The sequence below is a fragment of the Parabacteroides sp. AF14-59 genome (genome assembly GCF_003479515.1).
GTDB lineage: Bacteria > Bacteroidota > Bacteroidia > Bacteroidales > Tannerellaceae > Parabacteroides > Parabacteroides faecis.
The window spans coordinates 102,556-121,638 of sequence record NZ_QUHH01000022.1 but is presented as its reverse complement, the minus strand read 5'-3'; the positions used below and the strand labels follow the sequence as shown (position 1 = coordinate 121,638).

13 protein-coding genes are annotated in these 19,083 nt (G+C 46.4%); 5 read left to right on the top strand and 8 right to left on the bottom strand.

Annotated elements, in window-relative coordinates; translation table 11 throughout:
• A partial coding sequence (locus DWW23_RS20200; RefSeq protein ID WP_255419618.1) for a helicase-related protein occupies positions 1 to 2,700 on the top strand: 2,700 nt, incomplete at its 5' end.
• 63 nt (positions 2,701 to 2,763) lie between these two features.
• Here the strand turns inward: DWW23_RS20200 and DWW23_RS20195 are convergent.
• The 5 genes from DWW23_RS20195 to DWW23_RS27070 form a co-directional block, all read right to left on the bottom strand.
• Entirely contained in the window at positions 2,764 to 3,777 is a 1,014-nt protein-coding gene (locus tag DWW23_RS20195; protein ID WP_117929171.1) for a YhcG family protein, read from the bottom strand.
• Positions 3,778 to 3,912: 135 nt separating this feature from the next.
• A complete protein-coding gene (locus DWW23_RS20190; protein WP_004295487.1) occupies positions 3,913 to 4,239 on the bottom strand; it encodes a helix-turn-helix domain-containing protein in 327 nt (108 codons plus the stop codon).
• 3 nt (positions 4,240 to 4,242) lie between these two features.
• The gene (locus tag DWW23_RS20185) at positions 4,243 to 4,554 is read right to left on the bottom strand and encodes a helix-turn-helix domain-containing protein (protein ID WP_117508529.1); all 312 of its coding nucleotides are present in this window, start codon (positions 4,552 to 4,554) and stop codon (positions 4,243 to 4,245) included.
• A gap of 398 nt (positions 4,555 to 4,952) precedes the next feature.
• Positions 4,953 to 5,813, bottom strand: coding sequence for an RteC domain-containing protein (locus DWW23_RS20180; RefSeq protein WP_004295489.1), 861 nt, complete (start codon positions 5,811 to 5,813; stop codon positions 4,953 to 4,955).
• 105 nt (positions 5,814 to 5,918) lie between these two features.
• Complete coding sequence (locus DWW23_RS27070; protein WP_004294809.1) at positions 5,919 to 6,776, bottom strand: helix-turn-helix transcriptional regulator; 858 nt, start codon at positions 6,774 to 6,776, stop codon at positions 5,919 to 5,921.
• 444 nt (positions 6,777 to 7,220) lie between these two features.
• Between DWW23_RS27070 and DWW23_RS20170 the strand changes: the two genes are divergently transcribed.
• The 4 genes from DWW23_RS20170 (at position 7,221) to DWW23_RS20155 (ending at position 14,941) form a co-directional block, all read left to right on the top strand.
• Complete coding sequence (locus DWW23_RS20170) at positions 7,221 to 9,986, top strand: TonB-dependent receptor (RefSeq protein WP_122355544.1); 2,766 nt, start codon at positions 7,221 to 7,223, stop codon at positions 9,984 to 9,986.
• Between the two features lie 18 nt (positions 9,987 to 10,004).
• Complete coding sequence (locus tag DWW23_RS20165) at positions 10,005 to 11,036, top strand: DUF4249 domain-containing protein (RefSeq protein WP_158583214.1); 1,032 nt, start codon at positions 10,005 to 10,007, stop codon at positions 11,034 to 11,036.
• Between the two features lie 123 nt (positions 11,037 to 11,159).
• A complete protein-coding gene (locus DWW23_RS20160) occupies positions 11,160 to 13,907 on the top strand; it encodes a TonB-dependent receptor (protein WP_122355540.1) in 2,748 nt (915 codons plus the stop codon).
• Between the two features lie 17 nt (positions 13,908 to 13,924).
• On the top strand, positions 13,925 to 14,941 hold the full coding sequence (locus DWW23_RS20155) for a DUF4249 domain-containing protein (protein ID WP_233564400.1): 1,017 nt from the start codon (positions 13,925 to 13,927) through the stop codon (positions 14,939 to 14,941).
• Between the two features lie 65 nt (positions 14,942 to 15,006).
• Here the strand turns inward: DWW23_RS20155 and DWW23_RS20150 are convergent, their stop codons facing one another.
• From DWW23_RS20150 to DWW23_RS20140, 3 genes are all read right to left on the bottom strand, one after another.
• Positions 15,007 to 16,476: a glycoside hydrolase gene (locus tag DWW23_RS20150; RefSeq protein ID WP_122355536.1), complete on the bottom strand. Its 1,470-nt coding sequence runs from the start codon at positions 16,474 to 16,476 to the stop codon at positions 15,007 to 15,009.
• 32 nt (positions 16,477 to 16,508) lie between these two features.
• Positions 16,509 to 17,687: a glycosidase gene (locus tag DWW23_RS20145; RefSeq protein WP_122355554.1), complete on the bottom strand. Its 1,179-nt coding sequence runs from the start codon at positions 17,685 to 17,687 to the stop codon at positions 16,509 to 16,511.
• A gap of 339 nt (positions 17,688 to 18,026) precedes the next feature.
• Positions 18,027 to 19,061 carry an endonuclease/exonuclease/phosphatase family protein gene (locus DWW23_RS20140; protein ID WP_122355534.1) on the bottom strand — a complete coding sequence of 345 codons (1,035 nt, stop codon included), beginning with the start codon at positions 19,059 to 19,061 and terminating at the stop codon, positions 18,027 to 18,029.
• Positions 19,062 to 19,083: the final 22 nt, after the last annotated feature.

Below are 19,083 nucleotides of genomic sequence, written 5' to 3'. Positions count from 1 at the left end.
TTAGAAACCTACCGTCCGAAAGGACGGCAAGGCGCTTTGCGCTTAGCCTGTGGCGGCGGAAAGACCCTCATCATGTGCTGCGGGGCCTACGAGAAGAAACGCCTCGGGCTGGCCAACAAACCCATGATTATCGGGCTGAAAGCCAATATCCATGAAATAGCCCGGACGTTCTGCACCGCTTACCCGATGGCCAAAGTCCTCTACCCGGGCAAGGAGGATTTCACGCCCCGGAAGCGTGAGCGCATCTTCCGGGAGATACGCAACAACGACTGGGACGCCGTGATCCTCTCGCACGAACAGTTCGGCATGATACCCCAGTCCCCGGAGATACAGCAGGAGATATTGCAGGCCGAGCTGGACTGTGTGGAGGAGAACCTCGAAGTGCTCAAAGCACAAGGCAGGGACGTTTCCCGCGCCATGATGAAAGGGTGTCAGAAACGCAAGGCCAACCTGGAAGCCAAGTTGCAGAAGGTGGCGCACGCGCTGGAAACACGCAAGGACGACGCCGTGGACTTCCGCCTCATGGGTATCGACCACCTCTACGTGGACGAGAGCCACAAATTCAAGAACCTGACTTTCACGACCCGGCATGACCGGGTGGCGGGCCTCGGAAATCCCGAGGGGTCGCAGCGGGCGCTCAACATGCTTTTCGCGCTGCGTACCATACAGCAGCGCACGGGCCGCGACTTGGGGGCGACGTTCCTCTCGGGAACGACCATCTCTAACTCGCTCACGGAACTGTACCTGCTTTTCAAGTACCTGCGCCCGAAGGAACTGGAGCGTCAGAATATCCGCACCTTCGATGCCTGGGCGGCCATATTTGCCAAGAAAACCATCGACTACGAGTTTTCCGTGACCAACGAGGTCGTGCAAAAAGAACGGTTCCGATATTTCATCAAGGTTCCCGAACTGGCCATGTTCTACTCCGAGATTACAGATTACCGCTCGGCGGAGGATATAGGGATCGACCGACCGCAAAAGAACGAGATATTGCACAATATCCCGCCGACACCCCAGCAGACGGAGTTCATAGAACGGCTGGTGCAGTTCGCCAAATCGGGCGATGCCACGCTCCTGGGCCGCCTGCCGCTCTCGGAGCGGGAGGAAAAGGCGAAAATGCTCATTGCCACAGACTACGCCCGCAAGATGTCGCTCGATATGCGTATGATAGACCCCGAACTATACAGCGACCACGTGGACAACAAGGCGAGCCACTGCGCCCGTATGATTGCCGGTTACTACCGCCGTTTCGAGGCGTACAAAGGTACGCAGTTCGTATTCTCCGACCTGGGAACCTACAAACCCGGAGCGGGGTGGAACGTCTATTCCGAGATACGGCGTAAACTCGCGGAGGATTACGGCATACCCCAAAGCGAGGTGCGGTTCATCCAGGAGGCGACCTCGGAAAAAGCGCGCAAGGAGATGATCGCTGGTATGAACGCCGGAAAAATCCGCGTACTCTTCGGATCGACCGAGATGCTCGGGACGGGAGTGAACGCGCAGAAACGCTGCGTGGCGATACACCACCTGGACTGCCCCTGGCGTCCCAGCGACCTGGAGCAGCGCGACGGGCGGGGAATACGCACCGGGAACGAGATCGCCAAACTCCATGCCGACAACAAGGTGGACGTGATATTATACGCCGTCGAGAAGTCGCTCGACGCCTACAAGTTCGGGCTGTTGCACAACAAGCAACTGTTCATCCGCCAGCTCAAGACCAACAACATGGGAAGCCGTACCATCGACGAGGGGGCCATCGACGAAAAGAGCGGCATGAATTTTTCCGAGTATGTCGCCGTCCTCTCGGGAAATACAGACCTGCTGGACAAGGCCCGCCTGGAGAAGAAGATTGCCACGCTCGAAAGCGAACGCCAGGCATTCGTGCGCGGTAAATCATCGAGCCGCTACAAGCTGGAGCAGATCACGGAGAAGATAGAGAAGAACAACGACCTGATACGGCGTATCGGCAAGGATCTGGAACACTTCAAGGCCCGCGTCGAGTTCAACGAGGACGGCTCGTACCGCAATCCCGTGAAACTGAACGGGCTGGAAACCTCCGACCCCAAGCTCATCGGGAAACAGCTCAACCGTATCGCCGAAACGGCACGCACGCTCGACAGGCTCGAACCCATCGGGAGCCTCTACGGGTTCGAGCTGCTCGTCCAGAGCGAAACGACCGAGAAAGACGGGCTCGACCTGGTGCAGAACCGTTTTTATGTCCGGGGTGAAGGGGATTATCTCTACCAGTACAACTACGGGAATATCGCCTCCGACCCGCGACTGGCGGCGATGAACTTCATCCACGCGCTCGCGACCATCGAGCCGACGTTGGAAAAATTCCGGAAAAAGAATGAGGAACTGGAGAAAGATATTCCTGTCCTGCGGGAAGTGGTGGAAAGTTCCTGGCGTAAAGAACCCGAACTGACGGCCCTGAAAGCTGACCTGACGGAAATAGACCGCAGGATACAGCAAAGCCTCAAACCGATGGAAGAGAGCGAGGGAAAGGAGGCGGAGGAGGATAACGACGTGTGCCGGGAACGGCATGACACGGCGGAAGAGCTCCCGGGGAAAGACAACACGGCGGCTCGTATTCCTTCCCGGCTGCGGCAGATTGCCGACGCCTCCGGGGGGCGCATCGTAATTGCAGGCGTGGGCAGCCCGCCGGAGAACGGCCCCGCGAAGAAAGGGATCAAGATGTAAGCGAAAAGCCGACGGAAGTACAGATTTCCGTCGGCTTTTTTCATATGGCCGTGAGCGTTATTGTCACACTTCCTGCAAGAGTGTTTGCAGCTCCTCCTGCGTGGGAAGATAGGTCATGTACTGGGCGGCGAAGACCTGCTTTTCATCTTCGGGCAGCGTGTAACGGACGACCGCGTCGTTTTTCTCCGCGCAGAGGACGATACCCACCGGAGGGTTATCCCCGGGATTCATCAACTCACGGGTGTAGTAATTGACATACATCTGCATCTGCCCCAAATCCTGGTGGGTCAGCTCCCCGGATTTAAGGTCTATTAAAACGAAACAGCGAGCCAGGTAATTGTAAAAGACCAGGTCGATGTAGAAATGCTTGTCGTCGAAGGAGATACGCTTCTGTCGCGCGACGAAGGCGAAGCCTTTCCCGAGTTCGAGCATGAAGCGCTGCAAGCGGCTGATGAGCAGTTGCTCCAGATCGGTTTCCAGAAAATGCTCTCCCTGGGGGATACCGAGAAACTCCAGAATATACGGGTCGCGGATGATCTCTTTGGGTTCGACACGTCCGGGTTCGGTACAGGAAATCTCCTCTTTCACAGCCTTCTTGTCTCGGCTGGCCAGCAGGCGGTCATAGAAAAGCGTGTTGATTTGGCGGTCGAGCTGCCGGACACTCCAGTTTTCCTTGACGCACTCGTGCAGGTAAAAATCACGGGCGGCATCGCCCGACACCTTGAGAAGCGTGCGGCAATGCGACCAGCTCAATTTATCACACAGCGTGTGATATTTCGGGTAGCACTGGTAAAACTGCCTCATGTACCGCAGGTTGGTGGCCGTGAACCCGTTTCCGAACTCCGCCACGAGCCGCCTGGAAAGGGTGTTGATGACAGCCTTGCCATATCCGGCACGGTCGGTTCCCTGCTGCTCGTACTCCACTATATATTTCCCTACCTGCCAGTAAGCCCTCACAAGGGTCGAATTGACATGATGTATCACCTTCGCGCGCGCTTCCTGCAAGATATGGCGCACGTTATGCAGCAGCTCTTCCTCCCCTTTGTCGGCAGGATGTATTTTATCTGTTTCTTTCATTGTTCATTATTATATAGGCTTCCAAGTGCAAACATACTGATTTTACGGCAAATATCGAGCGGTTGTACCGTCTTGTCGTGCCTTATTCCATGTATCTCCGCGTTTTTCCATGACGCCGGACGCTCGGGACAGGGCCTAACCGGAACCGGCAGGACGATCCTTTTTCAGCTTGCGGAAGTTACTGAAGTTACGCTCGATGAACCGCAGGACGTCCGATTCCCGGTAGAAGGTCTTGTGATAGATCATCTCGTAAGGCAGCTCTCCCGAGGTACGGTAACGCTGGAGTGTGCGCTTGCTGATATTGAGCATACGGCACAGGTCGTAATTGTCCAGAAGACGCTCCCCGTCAGGCAGGATGGAAAGCGGCTGCTCCACGTCCCCCGCGCACAGCTTCTCGATACGTTCCAGCCGTTCCGAGAGCCGCTGCATCCATCCGTCGAAATATTCCTTATCCAGAAACATGGCCTACTCCTTTGGTCGGTTTTTGCGCCGCACGGAACGCTCCTTCAGCACACGGCGGATTTCCGTGAGGGAATAATACAGCTTCCGGTTGATGGCCGAATAGGTGATCACGTGATCCGAGCGGAGGCGTTGAAGGGTACGCCCGCTGATGCCCAGGTAACGGCAGACCTGCTCGCCGTCCATCCATTCGTCGTTTATATACTCCTTATTCCATGCACGCCCCTTTTCAGGGAGAGAGGCGATTGCAGCCTCTATTTTCTCTATACGCCCGACAAGCTCGTTATAGGCTCGCGAACTGATCACTATGATTTTCATACTCCTTTGTTTTTTAGTCTGTTACAAAGGTCGGGCTTATATGGACAGCTTAAAACGAGGTCGGTACGACTTTTTTTTGATAATTTGCAGTGAACTGATTCTCAACGGTTCATGCGGTGAAGAAGGCAGTGTTTTTTACCGAAATCCGCGGCCCGTACTCGGTATTTTTATTGGCAGAAATGCGATAGCATACTGTGATTCAACGCTTAACGGTGTTCTAATCCGGACGGGGCTACAACGGAACACCCGTATCGGCTCCTTATACGGGTGCAAATACGGGCGTTCGGGAAAGTTCCTTTCGAGAGTTACGGGGGAAAACCGACCTCGGTTCTTTTGTTATATACAACGCTGATTATCAGTGCTTCTATAAGAAATAGAGTGCTTTACCGGTTCATGTTCTACTCGGAATTGCCGTTTTTCTTGTTTCGCTTCCACGTCTGCATACGTTTAAGCAGGGCCTCTTTCGCCTTGTCAAGCCACGGTGTCGGGTTGTTTCGGATTTTCATATCGCAGAATGTCCTCGAAAGGTTCATGTCGAGGTGTACGTTGAAAGCGTTGGAAATGTAGCTGGCAAGTTGCGTGAGTGGCACATTGCCGAAACAGCCTTTACTGTCGAGCAGGTAAATAAGTTCCGTCAGATCCGTCTTCGAGTCCTGCCATGTCGGACGCACGTCAGGCAATGGCAGAACCATGTTCCGGAGGTTCGTGCTCTCCAGTGATTCCAATTCGCCCATAAGATAAACCGACAACATATCGTTGGCCAGGATTTTCGCCACCTTGAAATCCGCGTTTGTCGAAAACTGCGGGTCGAGTTCATAGTAGAAGGTTTCCAGGTATTGCTCCGTGTCGGTCTGCCCGCGCAGGAAATAGAGGCTGTCCAGGTGTGTAGCGCCGCTGCGGAAATAGCGGATAAAGTCGAGGCGTTTCTGCGTGTACGCGTTGATGGCCCGAACATGGGCGTCCAGGTACTCCCGTTGTGCCTCGATACTTCCTACCGGACGGTTCATCTCGATATTGTAGAGCTTGCGGTAATAGATCAGACGGCAAAAAAGACGAGGTTTGATTTCTTTGAAGAACTTTATTTCCTCGTCATCGTTTTGAAAACGGTAGCCGATGATATATTGTTTCAAACGGTCGAACGCTTCTCCCAGGACACGTGACGCTTCAAGCGACTTTTTCAACACGTCGGTATCCCGCGATTCGATACGTTCGATACTCCGCAGGACTTCGCTGTTTAATTTTTCTATAAATGCAATCATAATCCGTCTTGTTACTTTCGCGTATAAAGTTAGCGAATCGAAAAACCGGCGGATTACGATTTTTATCTTTCTCTTCGTTTTTTTATCACGGAGCCGATTTTAATGTCAGATCCGACCTTCCTGGCGGATGGAAGTGGGATTGCTCCCCATATTCCGCTTGCAAAAGTCCGTAAAGTGGGATTGGGCGGAGAAACCGCACATGTAGGCTATTTCCTGCAACGTGTAGTGTGTCGTCCGCAACAACTCCCCGATACGTTCGATACGGCGCTGACGTAACCACGAGGAGGCCGAGCAGCCGAAAACCCGCTGGAAACGCCGGCGGAAGGTAATCGTGCTGGAATACCCGCAAACCCCGGCGAGTTCCGTGACGTTATCCGAGGCAAGATAATTCGATTTGACACGGGAGATGAACTCGTAATCGTCCCCCAGGTGCAACAGCTCCTCGAACTCCCCGACATCGGCGGGAGTGAGATGTTCATAAGAGGCGTCGAGCATTTTCAGCATGACAGCAGCGTTACATTCAACGGGCATACCCAATGTCTTACGGGCTTCACGCAGGTAATTCTTGAACCGCAGCCGCAGCGTGTCGTGATGCGGGTAGGAACACTCGGACAGAATGGTGCAAACCGTCCGCAGTTCATCGACACAACAGTAGCCGAAATACCACGTTACAAGACGCTCGACGTAATGGACGACATGAAATTCCTCCGAAAGCATCAGAAGAAGCAGGAACGGGGTGAAATCCTGGTATTCCCTCGTTATGGGACGGGGTGCTTCGTCAAGCAAGGAGGCGATGTCCCGCATCAGCAGAGAATCTCCCGAGTACGCTTTTATTTGTTCGGAACTGCGGGCATAATCCCGGTAACGCGATATGACCGCCGACAAAGCATTGAACTTCACGGCGTGAACGCCTTCTATAAAGGAAGGGCGAAGACTGTTGTAAATGGATAAGTCGGTTTGCATAAGTCATTTCTATAAAACGGAGCCGCATCCCCTTGTTGCCAAAACTCCGCAAGTCGTTACTTATGAACCGCTTGGAACACGGTACGAATCCTAATTACAAATATATCGCATCTGATAATCCGGAACAAATATCAGCAGGTAAAAATGAAAATAAACCTCGTTATTTTTGATTATTACCTGCAATAATATTATATTTGCAAACAAATAAGAGTTGTTTGACAGCATGAGAAATATAGTGTATCAAAGCACTTTACCAATTTCTTATCCGTTGCCCATTCTCATGCGAGTTTCTTTTAATCTATTTGTAGTCAATTAAATACCTTCAGACTACATCAAATATACGAAAAAAAGGGGGATATTTCTGTCTGTTTAATTATTTTTGTCAGTCTTGGTAGGGGTATTTCTCAAAATTCCGTCTAAAGAATATAAATCAATAGAAGATAGATGGAAAAAGTATTCCAGGGAAGGCTGTTTGCCCCTGTAGCCTTGGCAGCAATGATGATGATTTTAATTTTGTCCGGCATTCAGGCACAGACAAACAGAGTGGATGAAATACGAAAAGTGACGTTGAACAGACAGAAAGTTTCTGTGCGAGAGGTCCTGGATGAGATACAGCAACAGGTTGGGGTGAGCTTTTCTTACGAATCTTCGTTGTTGGACGGATTTCCGAAAGTTACGTTCCGTGCGAACGATGAAACGCTGGAAGATTGTTTGGGACGTTTGTTCGTGCATCTTCCGATAGCATACAGTATGACGGGAAAAATAGTCGTTCTGAAGTATAAACCCAGACAGGTACAAGTCACAGTCAGTGGCTTTGTACGCGACAAGCGGTCTGCCGAATCTCTGATCGGAGCTTCGGTTTATGAGGTGAACAGCCGCGCCGGTACAGCATCTAATAATTTCGGTTTTTTCAGTCTGACGTTGCCTGCCGGAAAAATGAAGATACAAGCTTCCTATATTGGTTATGGTACCCAGGTATATGATTTGAAAGAATTGAACCGGGATACGACTTTGGCAATCGATCTGACGCCAACTGCATCCTTGCAGGAAGTGGTCGTGACCGGTACTTCGGGCAGTAAGCAATCGGTACTTAGCACGCAGATGGGCGCTTTGGAGATTAATCGGAAAACGATAAATGAAATGCCTGTCATGTTCGGTGAGGCGGATATAATCAAAACTCTCCAACTGACTCCTGGTGTCATGGCCGGGACGGAAGGAACCGCCGGTATGTATGTGCGTGGCGGGAATGTGGATGAAAACTTGTTTCTTATCGACGGTAATCCTGTGTATCAGATCAATCATATCGGTGGCCTTTTTTCAGCTTTCAATGGGGAGGCGATTAGTGGAATAGACTTTTTCAAGGCTGGTTTTCCTGCACGTTACGGTGGGCGTTTGTCTTCGGTAGCTGATGTACATACCAGGGAAGGGAATATGCGCGAATACCATGGAAGTGCAACGATCGGGTTAATCTCCGGTAATCTGAATTTAGAAGGACCGATTATAAAAGATCGTACCTCTTTCAATATCGCATTACGCCGTACATGGCTTGATGTATTGACGGCACCGGCTATCGGTATCACTAACCGTATTATAAAGAAAGATGGTTCGAAAGTACGTGGCCGTTATGCTTTTCACGATCTGAATCTGAAGATAAATCACAGTTTTAATGACCGTAGCCGTCTATACCTGAGTGTTTATAACGGTAATGATGTCCTGAAAGGGGGAGGTTCGGAGTTTTCAACTCCGGATGAGGAAGATTACTATAAAGACGATACGGATATCAATCTTCGCTGGGGGAACCTGATGGCAACAGCCGGATGGACGTATGTTTTCAATAACCAGTTATTTGGCAAAGTTTCGGGAGTTTTTACCCGTTATCATTCCAGGTTGAAACATTTGGAAAACAAGGTGAGCGGCGATGAGGAGAGCGAAGACTATTACAATACATTCAATGAAACCTCTACCCAAACGGGAATTATGGATGTGGGGTTACGTACCTCCTTCGATTATCTGCCGTTGGCATCTCATCATGTCCGGTTCGGAGGTGATTACCTGTTACACCGTTTTCGCCCGGAGTATAACCGGGCCGCTTCTTCCGAGACAAATGTTTCCGATACAACGAACATCGGGAAAGTTTTAGCCGATGATTTGTTTTGGGCACATGAAGCCGGAATCTTTGCAGAAGACGACTGGTGCCTTTCGCCAGCCGTCAAGTTAAATGCCGGTCTGCGTATCAGTTTGTTCAATGTACAGAGCAAAACTTATATTGACTGGGAGCCTCGTGCTTCACTTCGCTGGCTGATAAAGAATAACTTAAGTTTTAAAGCCTCTTACGCCTGGATGACTCAGTATGTTCATCTGATAAGTAACAGTTTTATCAGCCTGCCTACCGATGCCTGGATGCCGGTAACAAGTAAGCTGAAACCGTTGGAAAGTGATCAGATGTCGGCGGGATTCTATTATGCATTGAATAAAGAATATAACTTTTCCTTGGAAGGTTATTACAAACGGATGAATAACCTGCTGGAATATCGTGACGGACAGAGTTTTGCTCCTTCGTATGTGAATTGGGAAAAGAAAATGACGACTGGTAAAGGACGTTCTTACGGTGCCGAGTTTATGGTGAGCAAGGAAACCGGACGACTGACCGGCTGGATCGGATATACACTTTCCTGGTCTGATCGTAAATTCCCTGAATTGAACGGAGGTGAACGTTATCCGGCCCGGTATGATAACCGCCATAAACTGAATATTGTAGGCGTTTACAAACTGTCTCACAAAGTGGAATTGTCGGCTGCATGGACATATGCCTCGGGTAATCATGCCACGCTTTCTTTAGAGAATTATGACCAGGCGGCACCTCCGGAGTTAGACCTGCCTTCCGATAATAATTACGATCCGGGTTCTCACGATTATGTTACTGACTGGGGAAATATAGATTATTATGACATCCGCAATAATTACCAACTGCCTGCTTATCATCGCCTGGATCTGGCAATAAAAATCTTTCGTCCGAAGAAAAGCGGAAGATTGGGAATCTGGACGGTGAGTATCTATAATGTTTATTCCCGTATGAATCCATTTATGATCTATAAGTCGGAAAGAAAAGTTCCTGATCCGGACAGTTCCTGGGGCAAATCAGTCCCCGCATTCAAACAGCTAGGAATTATCCCGGTTGTTCCTTCTATCTCTTATACTTATAAATTCTAATTATTAATGAGATCTTTTATGAAATACTGTATTCTGTTTATCTTGTTATCGACACTATTCCCTTCTTGTGTTAAGTATGTCGACCTGGAACATTTGCGACCGGAATCCAAGCTGGTCCTGAACAGCGTGGTGCAGACCGGTTATCCTCTCACTGCCACGGTTACACGTACCTGGTTTTATACAGATAATAATCCGAATGTGACTATTAAAGATGCAAAGGTCAGCCTGTATGTAAACGGACAGTATCTTGAAGATATGCTATGGTATGGGGGGATAAGTGAATATAATTCAATCGGTTATTATTGTTCGGGTTATATTCCTTCCGAAGGTGATAAGGTTCGTCTTGAGGTTAGGAAAGAGGGGTTTAAGGAGGTGTCGGCTGAATGCGAATTACCGGTTAAACCTGAACTCCTGAAAGTCGAAATCGTATCGGAAAGGTCGAATGACGACTTATATGGCTCCAGTTATAATTACCGGACTATTTGTAAGACAACATTCAAAGATGATCCGGAAGAGGGCGATTGCTATTTGGTTCGTGTTGCACGTGGTTCGCCTGAAAGAGAGTATGATTTTGAAAAAGAGGAGTGGGGGTATCCCGGAACATATAGTTGGAGAGAAATTTCAGTAGATTATGTTTATGAACCTGTTTTCAAGGATAAAATAACGATATTAGATGAATTGTTCGGTAATGCGGATTGGCTGTCAGGATACAATGGACGACCTTTTTCCGATGAATTGATCAATGGTATGGAATATTCATTGAAGTTAGGTATCGGCCATAGCGATTATCCCTCTTCCCAGTCTCCGGATAAAGATTCGGACAATACTCCTCCTTCTTATATGAAAGTTTATTTATATACCCTTTCGAAACCTTATTATCAATATCTGATGGCATTGGCGGAGTTGGATGATCATTCTGTGAATAACGACCTGATGGATGCCGGATTAGCCGAACCCGTGCGTGTTACCAGTAACATTATAGGCGGAAGCGGAATATTGGGCGCTGCCAGTGTGGATACTGTTACTGTGGAAATTCCATACGGATTGTGATCTTTCACTTTCTTGCAGGAGAATAAATGTAAAATATGTTTCTTCATTTTATTATTTTTGTCTAGCCCAATAGGGGTATTTAAAAAAAATATGTCTAGTAAATAGATATCAACAAATAACAAGATGGAGAAAGTATACCCTGCAAAACAGTTTGCCCGTGTTACCTTGGTAGTAATGATGATGATTTTTAGTTTGTCCGGCCTTCAGGCACAGACAAGCAGAGTGGATGAAACACGGAAGGTTACGTTGAATATGCAAAAAGCATCTGTCCGGGAGATCCTGGATGAGATACAGAAACAGACCGGAGTAACCTTTTCCTACGAATCATCTTTGTTGAGTGGACTTCCGAAAACTACATTCCGTGCGGATGATGAAGCACTGGAGGATTGTCTGACACGTTTGTTTGTCAATCTCCCGGTTGTGTATAAGATGACAGGAAAGATAGTTGTTCTGAAGCGTAAACCCAAGCAGGTAACGGTCAGTGGTTTTGTGCGCGACAAACGGTCCGCCGAATCCCTGATCGGGGCCTCGGTTTATGAAGCTCATAGCCGTGTGGGAACGGCATCCAATAATTTCGGTTTTTTCAGTCTGACACTGCCGGGAGGGGATATTACGGTCCGTGCCTCTTATATCGGTTATACCAGTCGGCTGTATAATTTTACTGATCTTGACCGTGATACGGTATTGACAATAGAGTTGGATCCTTCAGCATTCTTACAGGAGGTGGTTGTGACCGGGCAAAGTACCAGTAAACAATCTGTATTAAGTACCCAGATGGGGGCGTTGGAAATTAATCAGCAGACAATTCGCTCTACACCTGTAATGTTCGGAGAGGCGGATATTATCAAGACATTGCAGTTGACACCGGGTGTGTCGTCCGGAACAGAAGGTACGGCAGGTATGTATGTTCGTGGAGGTAATGTGGATGAGAATTTATTCCTGATCGATGGTAATCCTGTGTATCAAATCAATCATATCGGCGGTATTTTTTCGGCTTTCAATCCGGAGGCTATCAGTGGAATGGATTTTTTCAAATCCGGTTTTCCTTCACGTTATGGAGGCCGGCTTTCCTCGGTGGTAGATGTGCACATGAAAGAAGGGAATATGAAAGAATATCATGGGAGCGCTACGCTAGGTCTGATATCCGGTAATTTGAATTTCGAAGGACCAATAGTAAAAGACCGTACCTCTTTTAATATATCTCTGCGTCGTACCTGGCTTGATGTACTGTCGGCTCCGGCTCTTGCCATAGCTAACAAGATTACGAAGAAAGATGGAACCCGTACCCGTGCACGTTATGCCTTTCATGATCTAAATCTGAAATTGAATCATATATTTAACGATCGTAGTCGTCTGTATTTCAGTTTGTATAATGGAAATGACGTACTAAAAGGAGGATCAACCGATTTCCCTTCTAAACATGAAGTGGACAATGATTATAATTATGATACGGATGTTTCTTTACGTTGGGGAAATATTATGGCAACTACTGGCTGGACCTATGTATTCAATAACCGTTTGTTTGGAAAATTTTCTGGTGTCTTTACCCGCTATCATTCCAAATTGAGGAGTACAGAACATGATATCGAAGGTCAAGAAGGAGAGAGTGACTATTATGAAAGATTCAGTGAAAGCTCTACGAATACCGGTATTATGGATCTGGGGGTACGTACTTCGTTCGACTATCTTCCGGTTTCTTCGCATCATATCCGTTTCGGTGGAGATTATTTGGTGCATCGTTTCCGGCCGGAATATAACCATTCTTCAGCTTTTGATAAAAGCCAGGATTTTATATCAGAAATCAATAAGGAATATGCCAACGATCTGTTGTGGGGACATGAGGCCGGTGTGTTTGCTGAAGATGACTGGAGTTTATCTCCTTCCGTTCGTATCAATGCAGGGTTGCGTTTAAGTTTGTTCAATGTGCAGGGAAAGACTTATACCGGACTTGAACCTCGTGTATCTTTTCGTTGGTTACTGGATGAAAATTTAAGTTTCAAAGCCTCTTATTCACGCATGAATCAGTATGTACACCTGATTAGCAACAGTTTTATCAGCTTGCCTACCGATGCGTGGATGCCGGTGACACGTAAGTTGAAGCCGTTGCTCAGTGATCAGGTCTCTGCCGGTTTTTATTATGATCTTAATAAGACTTATAGTTTCTCTGTTGAAGGATATTATAAGACAATGGAAAACTTACTGGAATATCGTGATGGGCATACATTTACCCCATCTTATTTGAATTGGGAAAATAAACTGACTGCAGGAGAAGGGCGTTCTTATGGTGCCGAGTTTATGGTACGCAAAGAATCCGGGCGCACAACGGGATGGATCGGTTATGGTCTTTCCTGGGCCGACCGCCAGTTCGATGAGTTGAATCTGGGTAAACGTTTCCCGGCTCGTTTTGATAACCGGCATAAATTGAATATTGTAGTAATGCATAAGATATCCCCGAAAGTAGAGATATCCGCTGCCTGGTCGTATGCTTCGGGTAATCATGTAACCTTGTCTCTTGAGAATTATTTGGAAAACGGTTCTCCGAATTATGTACATAGCGATGGATATAACATGCCTTATAGTGGTTCGTGGGGAATAGATTATTACGAAGGGCGTAATAATTACCAGTTACCGGCTTACCATCGCCTTGATCTGGGAATTAAGATCTATCGTCCCAAGAAAAAAGGGCGTATGGGTATTTGGACGGTCAGTATCTATAATGTGTATTCGCGTATGAATCCGTTTATGATCCATAAAACTGATAAAGAAGTGCGTGATCCGAACAGTGATTACGGATATAAATTTGTGCCTGTATTTAAGACTGTCGGTATTATGCCTATTATCCCATCGATTTCTTATACATATAAATTCTGATAGTTATGAAAGCTGATATGAAATATATTCTTTTTTTTAGTATTCTTTTGCTGATAACTTCCTGTATGAAAGAAGTGGATCTGGAATATTTACGTCCTGATTCTAAATTAGTATTGAATAGTGTTGCTTCCGTAGGGGAACCGTTGAAAGCTTCTTTATCGCGAACCTGGTTTTATACGGAGGATTATCCTAATGTTACTATAGGAGATGCAAAAGTGGAACTGTATGTGAATGATCGTTTACTTGGCGAAATGAGCTGGAATGTAGAAGAGATCGACTATTATGCTGTTGGTAATTATGTTTCATCTTACATTCCGGTGCCGGGTGATAAAGTGCGGATTGAAGCGAAAAGAGAGGGTTTTAAACAGGTCATGGGGGAGGATATAGTTCCGGATAAACCAGCTTTACTTAATCTGTATGCAGAAAGTCACGAGGAAAATTCTTATGGCTATTCGTATACTAAGCGGCGTTTTAAAGTAACGTTCCGGGATAAGCCGTCTGAACAAAACTGTTATCTTATTTCTTTTGCGTATGGCTCTCCCCATTATGAATATGATTATGACGATTGGGAAAAACCTCCTGTTTTTTCCGGTATTTATTCTTGGCGTCCCGAACCGATTGATTATACTTCTGATCCGGTATTTAGTAATAAAGTTTCTGCTTTGGATAAAGTGTTAGGGAATGACTGGCTTTCAGGATATAATGGTCGCCCCTTTTCGGATGAGTTGTTCGATGGGAAGGAATATACAATGACTTTGGATGGTAATTCTTCTTATGGTTATAATCCTGGTTTCACTCAACCGGAGAACAGGCTTCCCGACTCGGCACGGGTTTATCTATATGCCATATCCGAACCTTATTATAAATATTTGTTAGCTTTGGCTAATTTATCAGATGACTCTTTTAATAATAATCTGGCCGATATTGGACTGGCTGAGCCAGTCCGTGTATTTAATAATATCGAAGGCGGTCTCGGAATATTGGGGACAGCTTGTGTGGACAGCCTTACGGTTGCCATTCAGGAATTAAACTGATTCGATGATGATCGAATATCCCTAATCTCCTGATTTATTCCTTGAAAGAGAATCTAAAGAGTCTTTTATTTTGTTGATCCGGTGAATGTCATAACGCATTTAGCCGGTATATTGACAATATACTGACCTTTTTTATCTATTGAATAGTTTTGTGGAGACCAACGATTGTTTTTATCGGTCAGATAACTGATCAGAGTACCTGAGTCTCCCGTCTCTGTTGGCTTTATCCCGGTACGAATGGACCGGGATGAATTGTTGACAGCTACGATAGTATAATTTTTCTCGTTTTTATAAGCTGAAACCAGTAAGCTGTCTGTTGGATTACTGATTTGTGTGCCGATACGCAGACTCCCAGTTGCGATGTAACGGGTGTAATTACCGAAGGTTTCATATCGTTTGGTAAGCGAATAGCCTACACGATCACTGTTCAAAACGATCAAACTTTCATTGTTGCTTGTCGGCATGGCTCCAGCCCACCAAACGAAAGCATTGGCATTAGCTTCTGTCAGAAAAGCGTGGTAGGTGCTTGCCCATTTCAAACCGTCATTGATCGTTGTATCCAAAGGATTTATGTCGCTGATCTCTGTGACCCAGACAGGTATATTGTTTTTTTCAGCCAGTTCGAGCGGAACGATCGGCGTCAGCAAGCTGTCTTTCGGTGCAGGATATGAATCCGGCAGCGTATAGCCATGTCCGGCTGCGATCAGGTTGAAATCTTTGATCTCAGGATATTTTTCCAGTATTGTATTAGTAAAATAGAGGGAGGAAGCAAAATCAGCTTGTGGACTGACGGCAGACCACAACGGGTTTTCTCCGAAAATGATCCGTGCCGGTATTTGCATACGTCTGAAAGTCGGTCCCAGATATCGGGTAATGAATTCTCCCATTTTCTCGGGTGTCCAGAGGCTGGAATTCCAGGGAGCAGCATAACCCGGTTCGTTGGAAGGAGAGAGAGCATAGGGCTCGAGTCCGACAGATGTGTATGCTTTGTAGAATGAAGCCAGGTAATCGGCGTATTCCTGATAGCATTCCGGCTTTAATTCCCCTTGCGACACTTTGCCGTTTGTTTTCATATAAGCCGGTGCACTCCAGGCGGAAAAGAAAAGTTTATCTACATGATATTTGTTTTTAGCCAGTAAGGTCAGCCATAGTTGTCCACGGCGCAGACGGTCGTCAGACTTGCCTTCGAAGAACGGATCATCCAGATCTATCTCCAGATCATCTGTCAGATTAAAGTCTTTATCATTTTTGTTTTCCCAGTAATGAGGAAATATTTCTCCCCGGAGAATATTCAGGCGTAAACCGTCCGGACCAAACATCTCATCCATGACTTTTTCCCTGTTTTTGTGGGAGTATAATTCATCCGCCCATCCGGCCTGTGCTACACCGAAACCGTCGATCGGTTGTTTAATGTCGTTCCATAAAAGTTGTATGGAAATTTCCGGTTGTTTACTTGCTTCTTTATCCCCGATACAACCGGAGATTATGAGTGTGAGAAAAGAGAAGCTCAGGAACAGATATCTATGTATTTTCATATTATAAACATGATTGTGTAAAACGAACGTTTTTATTCTCTTTTGTATTGTTTGTTCCTATCAATCAATTTATTGATTTTAGCAACGGATGCAGCAGACCTGAGTCCGTCTTCCGGGGTGTTCATACAGTAATCTACCAGTATCTCTACGGTAGAAACTGCGACATGCATACGTGTGTCGCTGGATGCGTAGTAAATGAAAACCTTACCGTCCTCGTCTGCAATCCACCCGTTAGAAAACAACACGTTAGATACATCTCCGACTCGTTCGTCCCCTATAGGTGCCAGGAAATAGCCTCCGGGCTGTACAATCACTTTTGTTGGGTCTTCCAGAGCCGTCATGTACAGATAAAGTACATAACGTAATCCTGCAGCACATGCCCTGACTCCGTGAGCCAAATGCAACCAGCCTTTCGGTGTCTTGATAGGATGCGGACCTTCCCCGTTCTTAACCTCCTTGATTGTATGGTAGTAGCGTTTATCTATAATTAGTTCGGAGGAAACTACGGCATTTGTCAAATCTTCAATTAAAGTCCAACCTATACCTCCACCACTGCCGGTATCGATGAATCCATCCTGAGGCCGGGTATATAATGCATATTTCCCGTTCACAAACTCTGGATGTAAAACAACGTTGCGCTGCTGGCTTTTTGTTATCAGGTCCGGAAGTCTTTCCCACCTGATCAGGTCTTTTGTCCGAACAATACCTGCTTTAGCTACAGCGGAGGATAAATCGCCGGGTTTAGCTTCGGGATCGTGCCGTTCACTACAAAAAATACCGTATACCCATCCATCTTCATGGGCTGTCAGGCGCATATCATATACATTTGTTTCATCCGGATCGATATCCGGTAAATTGACCGGTCGTTCCCAGAAGCGAAAATTATCTATACCATTCGGACTTTCGGCAATGGCAAAAAATGATTTCCGATCACAGCCTTCCACACGAACTATTAACAGGTATTTGCCGTTCCATTTAATCGCCCCTGAATTCATGGTTGCATTGACACCAATACGCTCCAGGCAATACGGATTGGTGTCCGGATTCATATCGTATCTCCATTCTAATGGAATGTGATTGGCTGTTATGACCGGATAAATATACCGGGTTATTATTCCATTATCTTCAACTATCGGTTGATTGGGGCGTTCCAGTAGATTCTTTTGTTTCTTACACAGAACATCAAGTCTATTTTGAAAGTTAATTTCCATGAATTGCATAATTTCGTTTGACTGTCGCTATTTGATGCAAAGGTAGGGAGTTGATGAAGGAGAAAACAAGTAGTTTTTTTGCGACATATAATGAATCTATATCAATTTTACAGGAAGATATGGCCTTTTTTAGAATCGTATGCAGAAATAAGGCGGTAATATTTCATCAGAAAGATAAGCAGAGTTAAATGTAAAATCAAAATATTATTAGTTTGTGATAAATTTGTATTGTATTTTATAACGCATGTCAGTGGTATTCTAATGAACGACAATGCCTCCCTACCCGATATATATTCCAGGTGAGGAGGCATTATTATGTTAACTAATTTATGATTCTGATTATTTGACTAGCTGAAACGTTGCCAATACGGCTTTATGGTCGGTAGGCCAGATCCCTGCCGGGGTAATGATCGGATCGGCAGTTTCTTCCGTGACACGTTCTCCGCGGAGGATATCCCCTTTAGGGCCAATGATGGTAACATCTGTCAGGCTTAGTCCGTTGAATGGAGAATACATGATGAAGTCGATGCGATCGCGATCGTCAGCTTCCGGTGACCAGACCAATTTTTTCAATGCAATATCCGGGCAGTCTGCCGGGCAGGTAAATCCGGGGTGAGTGACCGGATCGGGGTATTTTTCGCGATAAGAATCTTTGTAACCTGCTTTTTCAAGTATAACGGATACATCCCAGGGTACAATGAGACCGTAGTGATCGCGCATATCTTTTGTCGCTTCCGTCCAATCCAGATGTGAAGGCTCATTAAAGTCGCCTCCCAGAATAACAATACGTCCGGCTGCTTTATCTTTTTCGGCTTCATTTACAAAACGTATAATAGCGTCATCTCTTACGGATGCGCGGTTCAGGATCAGCAAAGAGTCGAGATTGTTAACTCGTTCTATTTTCTCCCAGTTATTACCATCGTATCCACGGGCATCATAATAAGCACAATTGCGATAATCCAGATGTGCTGTGTAAATGGCAAATTCCTGCCCGCCCTTCTTTGTAACCAGACGATAAATGCTACCTCTATCATCATTCAAAGGATAAACAGTAGTGCTGTCGCTGATCGGATAGCGGCTTAATAGACCTGAGTCTTCCGTATAAAAGGAATAATAAGTCTGTCCTCGTTTTTTCAGAGCTTCGACGATTCTGTCACAAAAGCGGGTATCGTGATAGTTGCGTACTTCACTCAGTGTTACAAAATCCGCATCGCTGCGAATAATTTCATCAGCTACTGCATCAAATCCATTCTTTACTACGGTTCCTTCCTGCCAGATGTTGAATTGCAGGACTTTGAATGTATCAGTTTTCTGACAGGCAGAGAAACTGATGATAATTAACAGCAAGAGTGCTGTAAATAACCCTTTTTTCATGATGGTTGTGTTTTTTATGAGA

Excerpts from the sequence above, each read along its gene's own strand:
- DWW23_RS20145 (WP_122355554.1), bottom strand. The coding sequence starts at position 17,687 with ATGGAAATTAACTTTCAAAATAGACTTGATGTTCTGTGTAAGAAACAA.
- DWW23_RS20140 (WP_122355534.1), bottom strand. The coding sequence starts at position 19,061 with ATGAAAAAAGGGTTATTTACAGCACTCTTGCTGTTAATTATCATCAGT.
- DWW23_RS20195 (WP_117929171.1), bottom strand. The coding sequence starts at position 3,777 with ATGAAAGAAACAGATAAAATACATCCTGCCGACAAAGGGGAGGAAGAG.
- DWW23_RS27070 (WP_004294809.1), bottom strand. The coding sequence starts at position 6,776 with ATGCAAACCGACTTATCCATTTACAACAGTCTTCGCCCTTCCTTTATA.
- DWW23_RS20170 (WP_122355544.1), top strand. The coding sequence starts at position 7,221 with ATGGAAAAAGTATTCCAGGGAAGGCTGTTTGCCCCTGTAGCCTTGGCA.
- DWW23_RS20165 (WP_158583214.1), top strand. The coding sequence starts at position 10,005 with ATGAAATACTGTATTCTGTTTATCTTGTTATCGACACTATTCCCTTCT.
- DWW23_RS20150 (WP_122355536.1), bottom strand. The coding sequence starts at position 16,476 with ATGAAAATACATAGATATCTGTTCCTGAGCTTCTCTTTTCTCACACTC.
- DWW23_RS20180 (WP_004295489.1), bottom strand. The coding sequence starts at position 5,813 with ATGATTGCATTTATAGAAAAATTAAACAGCGAAGTCCTGCGGAGTATC.
- DWW23_RS20160 (WP_122355540.1), top strand. The coding sequence starts at position 11,160 with ATGGAGAAAGTATACCCTGCAAAACAGTTTGCCCGTGTTACCTTGGTA.
- DWW23_RS20185 (WP_117508529.1), bottom strand. The coding sequence starts at position 4,554 with ATGAAAATCATAGTGATCAGTTCGCGAGCCTATAACGAGCTTGTCGGG.
- DWW23_RS20155 (WP_233564400.1), top strand. The coding sequence starts at position 13,925 with ATGAAATATATTCTTTTTTTTAGTATTCTTTTGCTGATAACTTCCTGT.
- DWW23_RS20190 (WP_004295487.1), bottom strand. The coding sequence starts at position 4,239 with ATGTTTCTGGATAAGGAATATTTCGACGGATGGATGCAGCGGCTCTCG.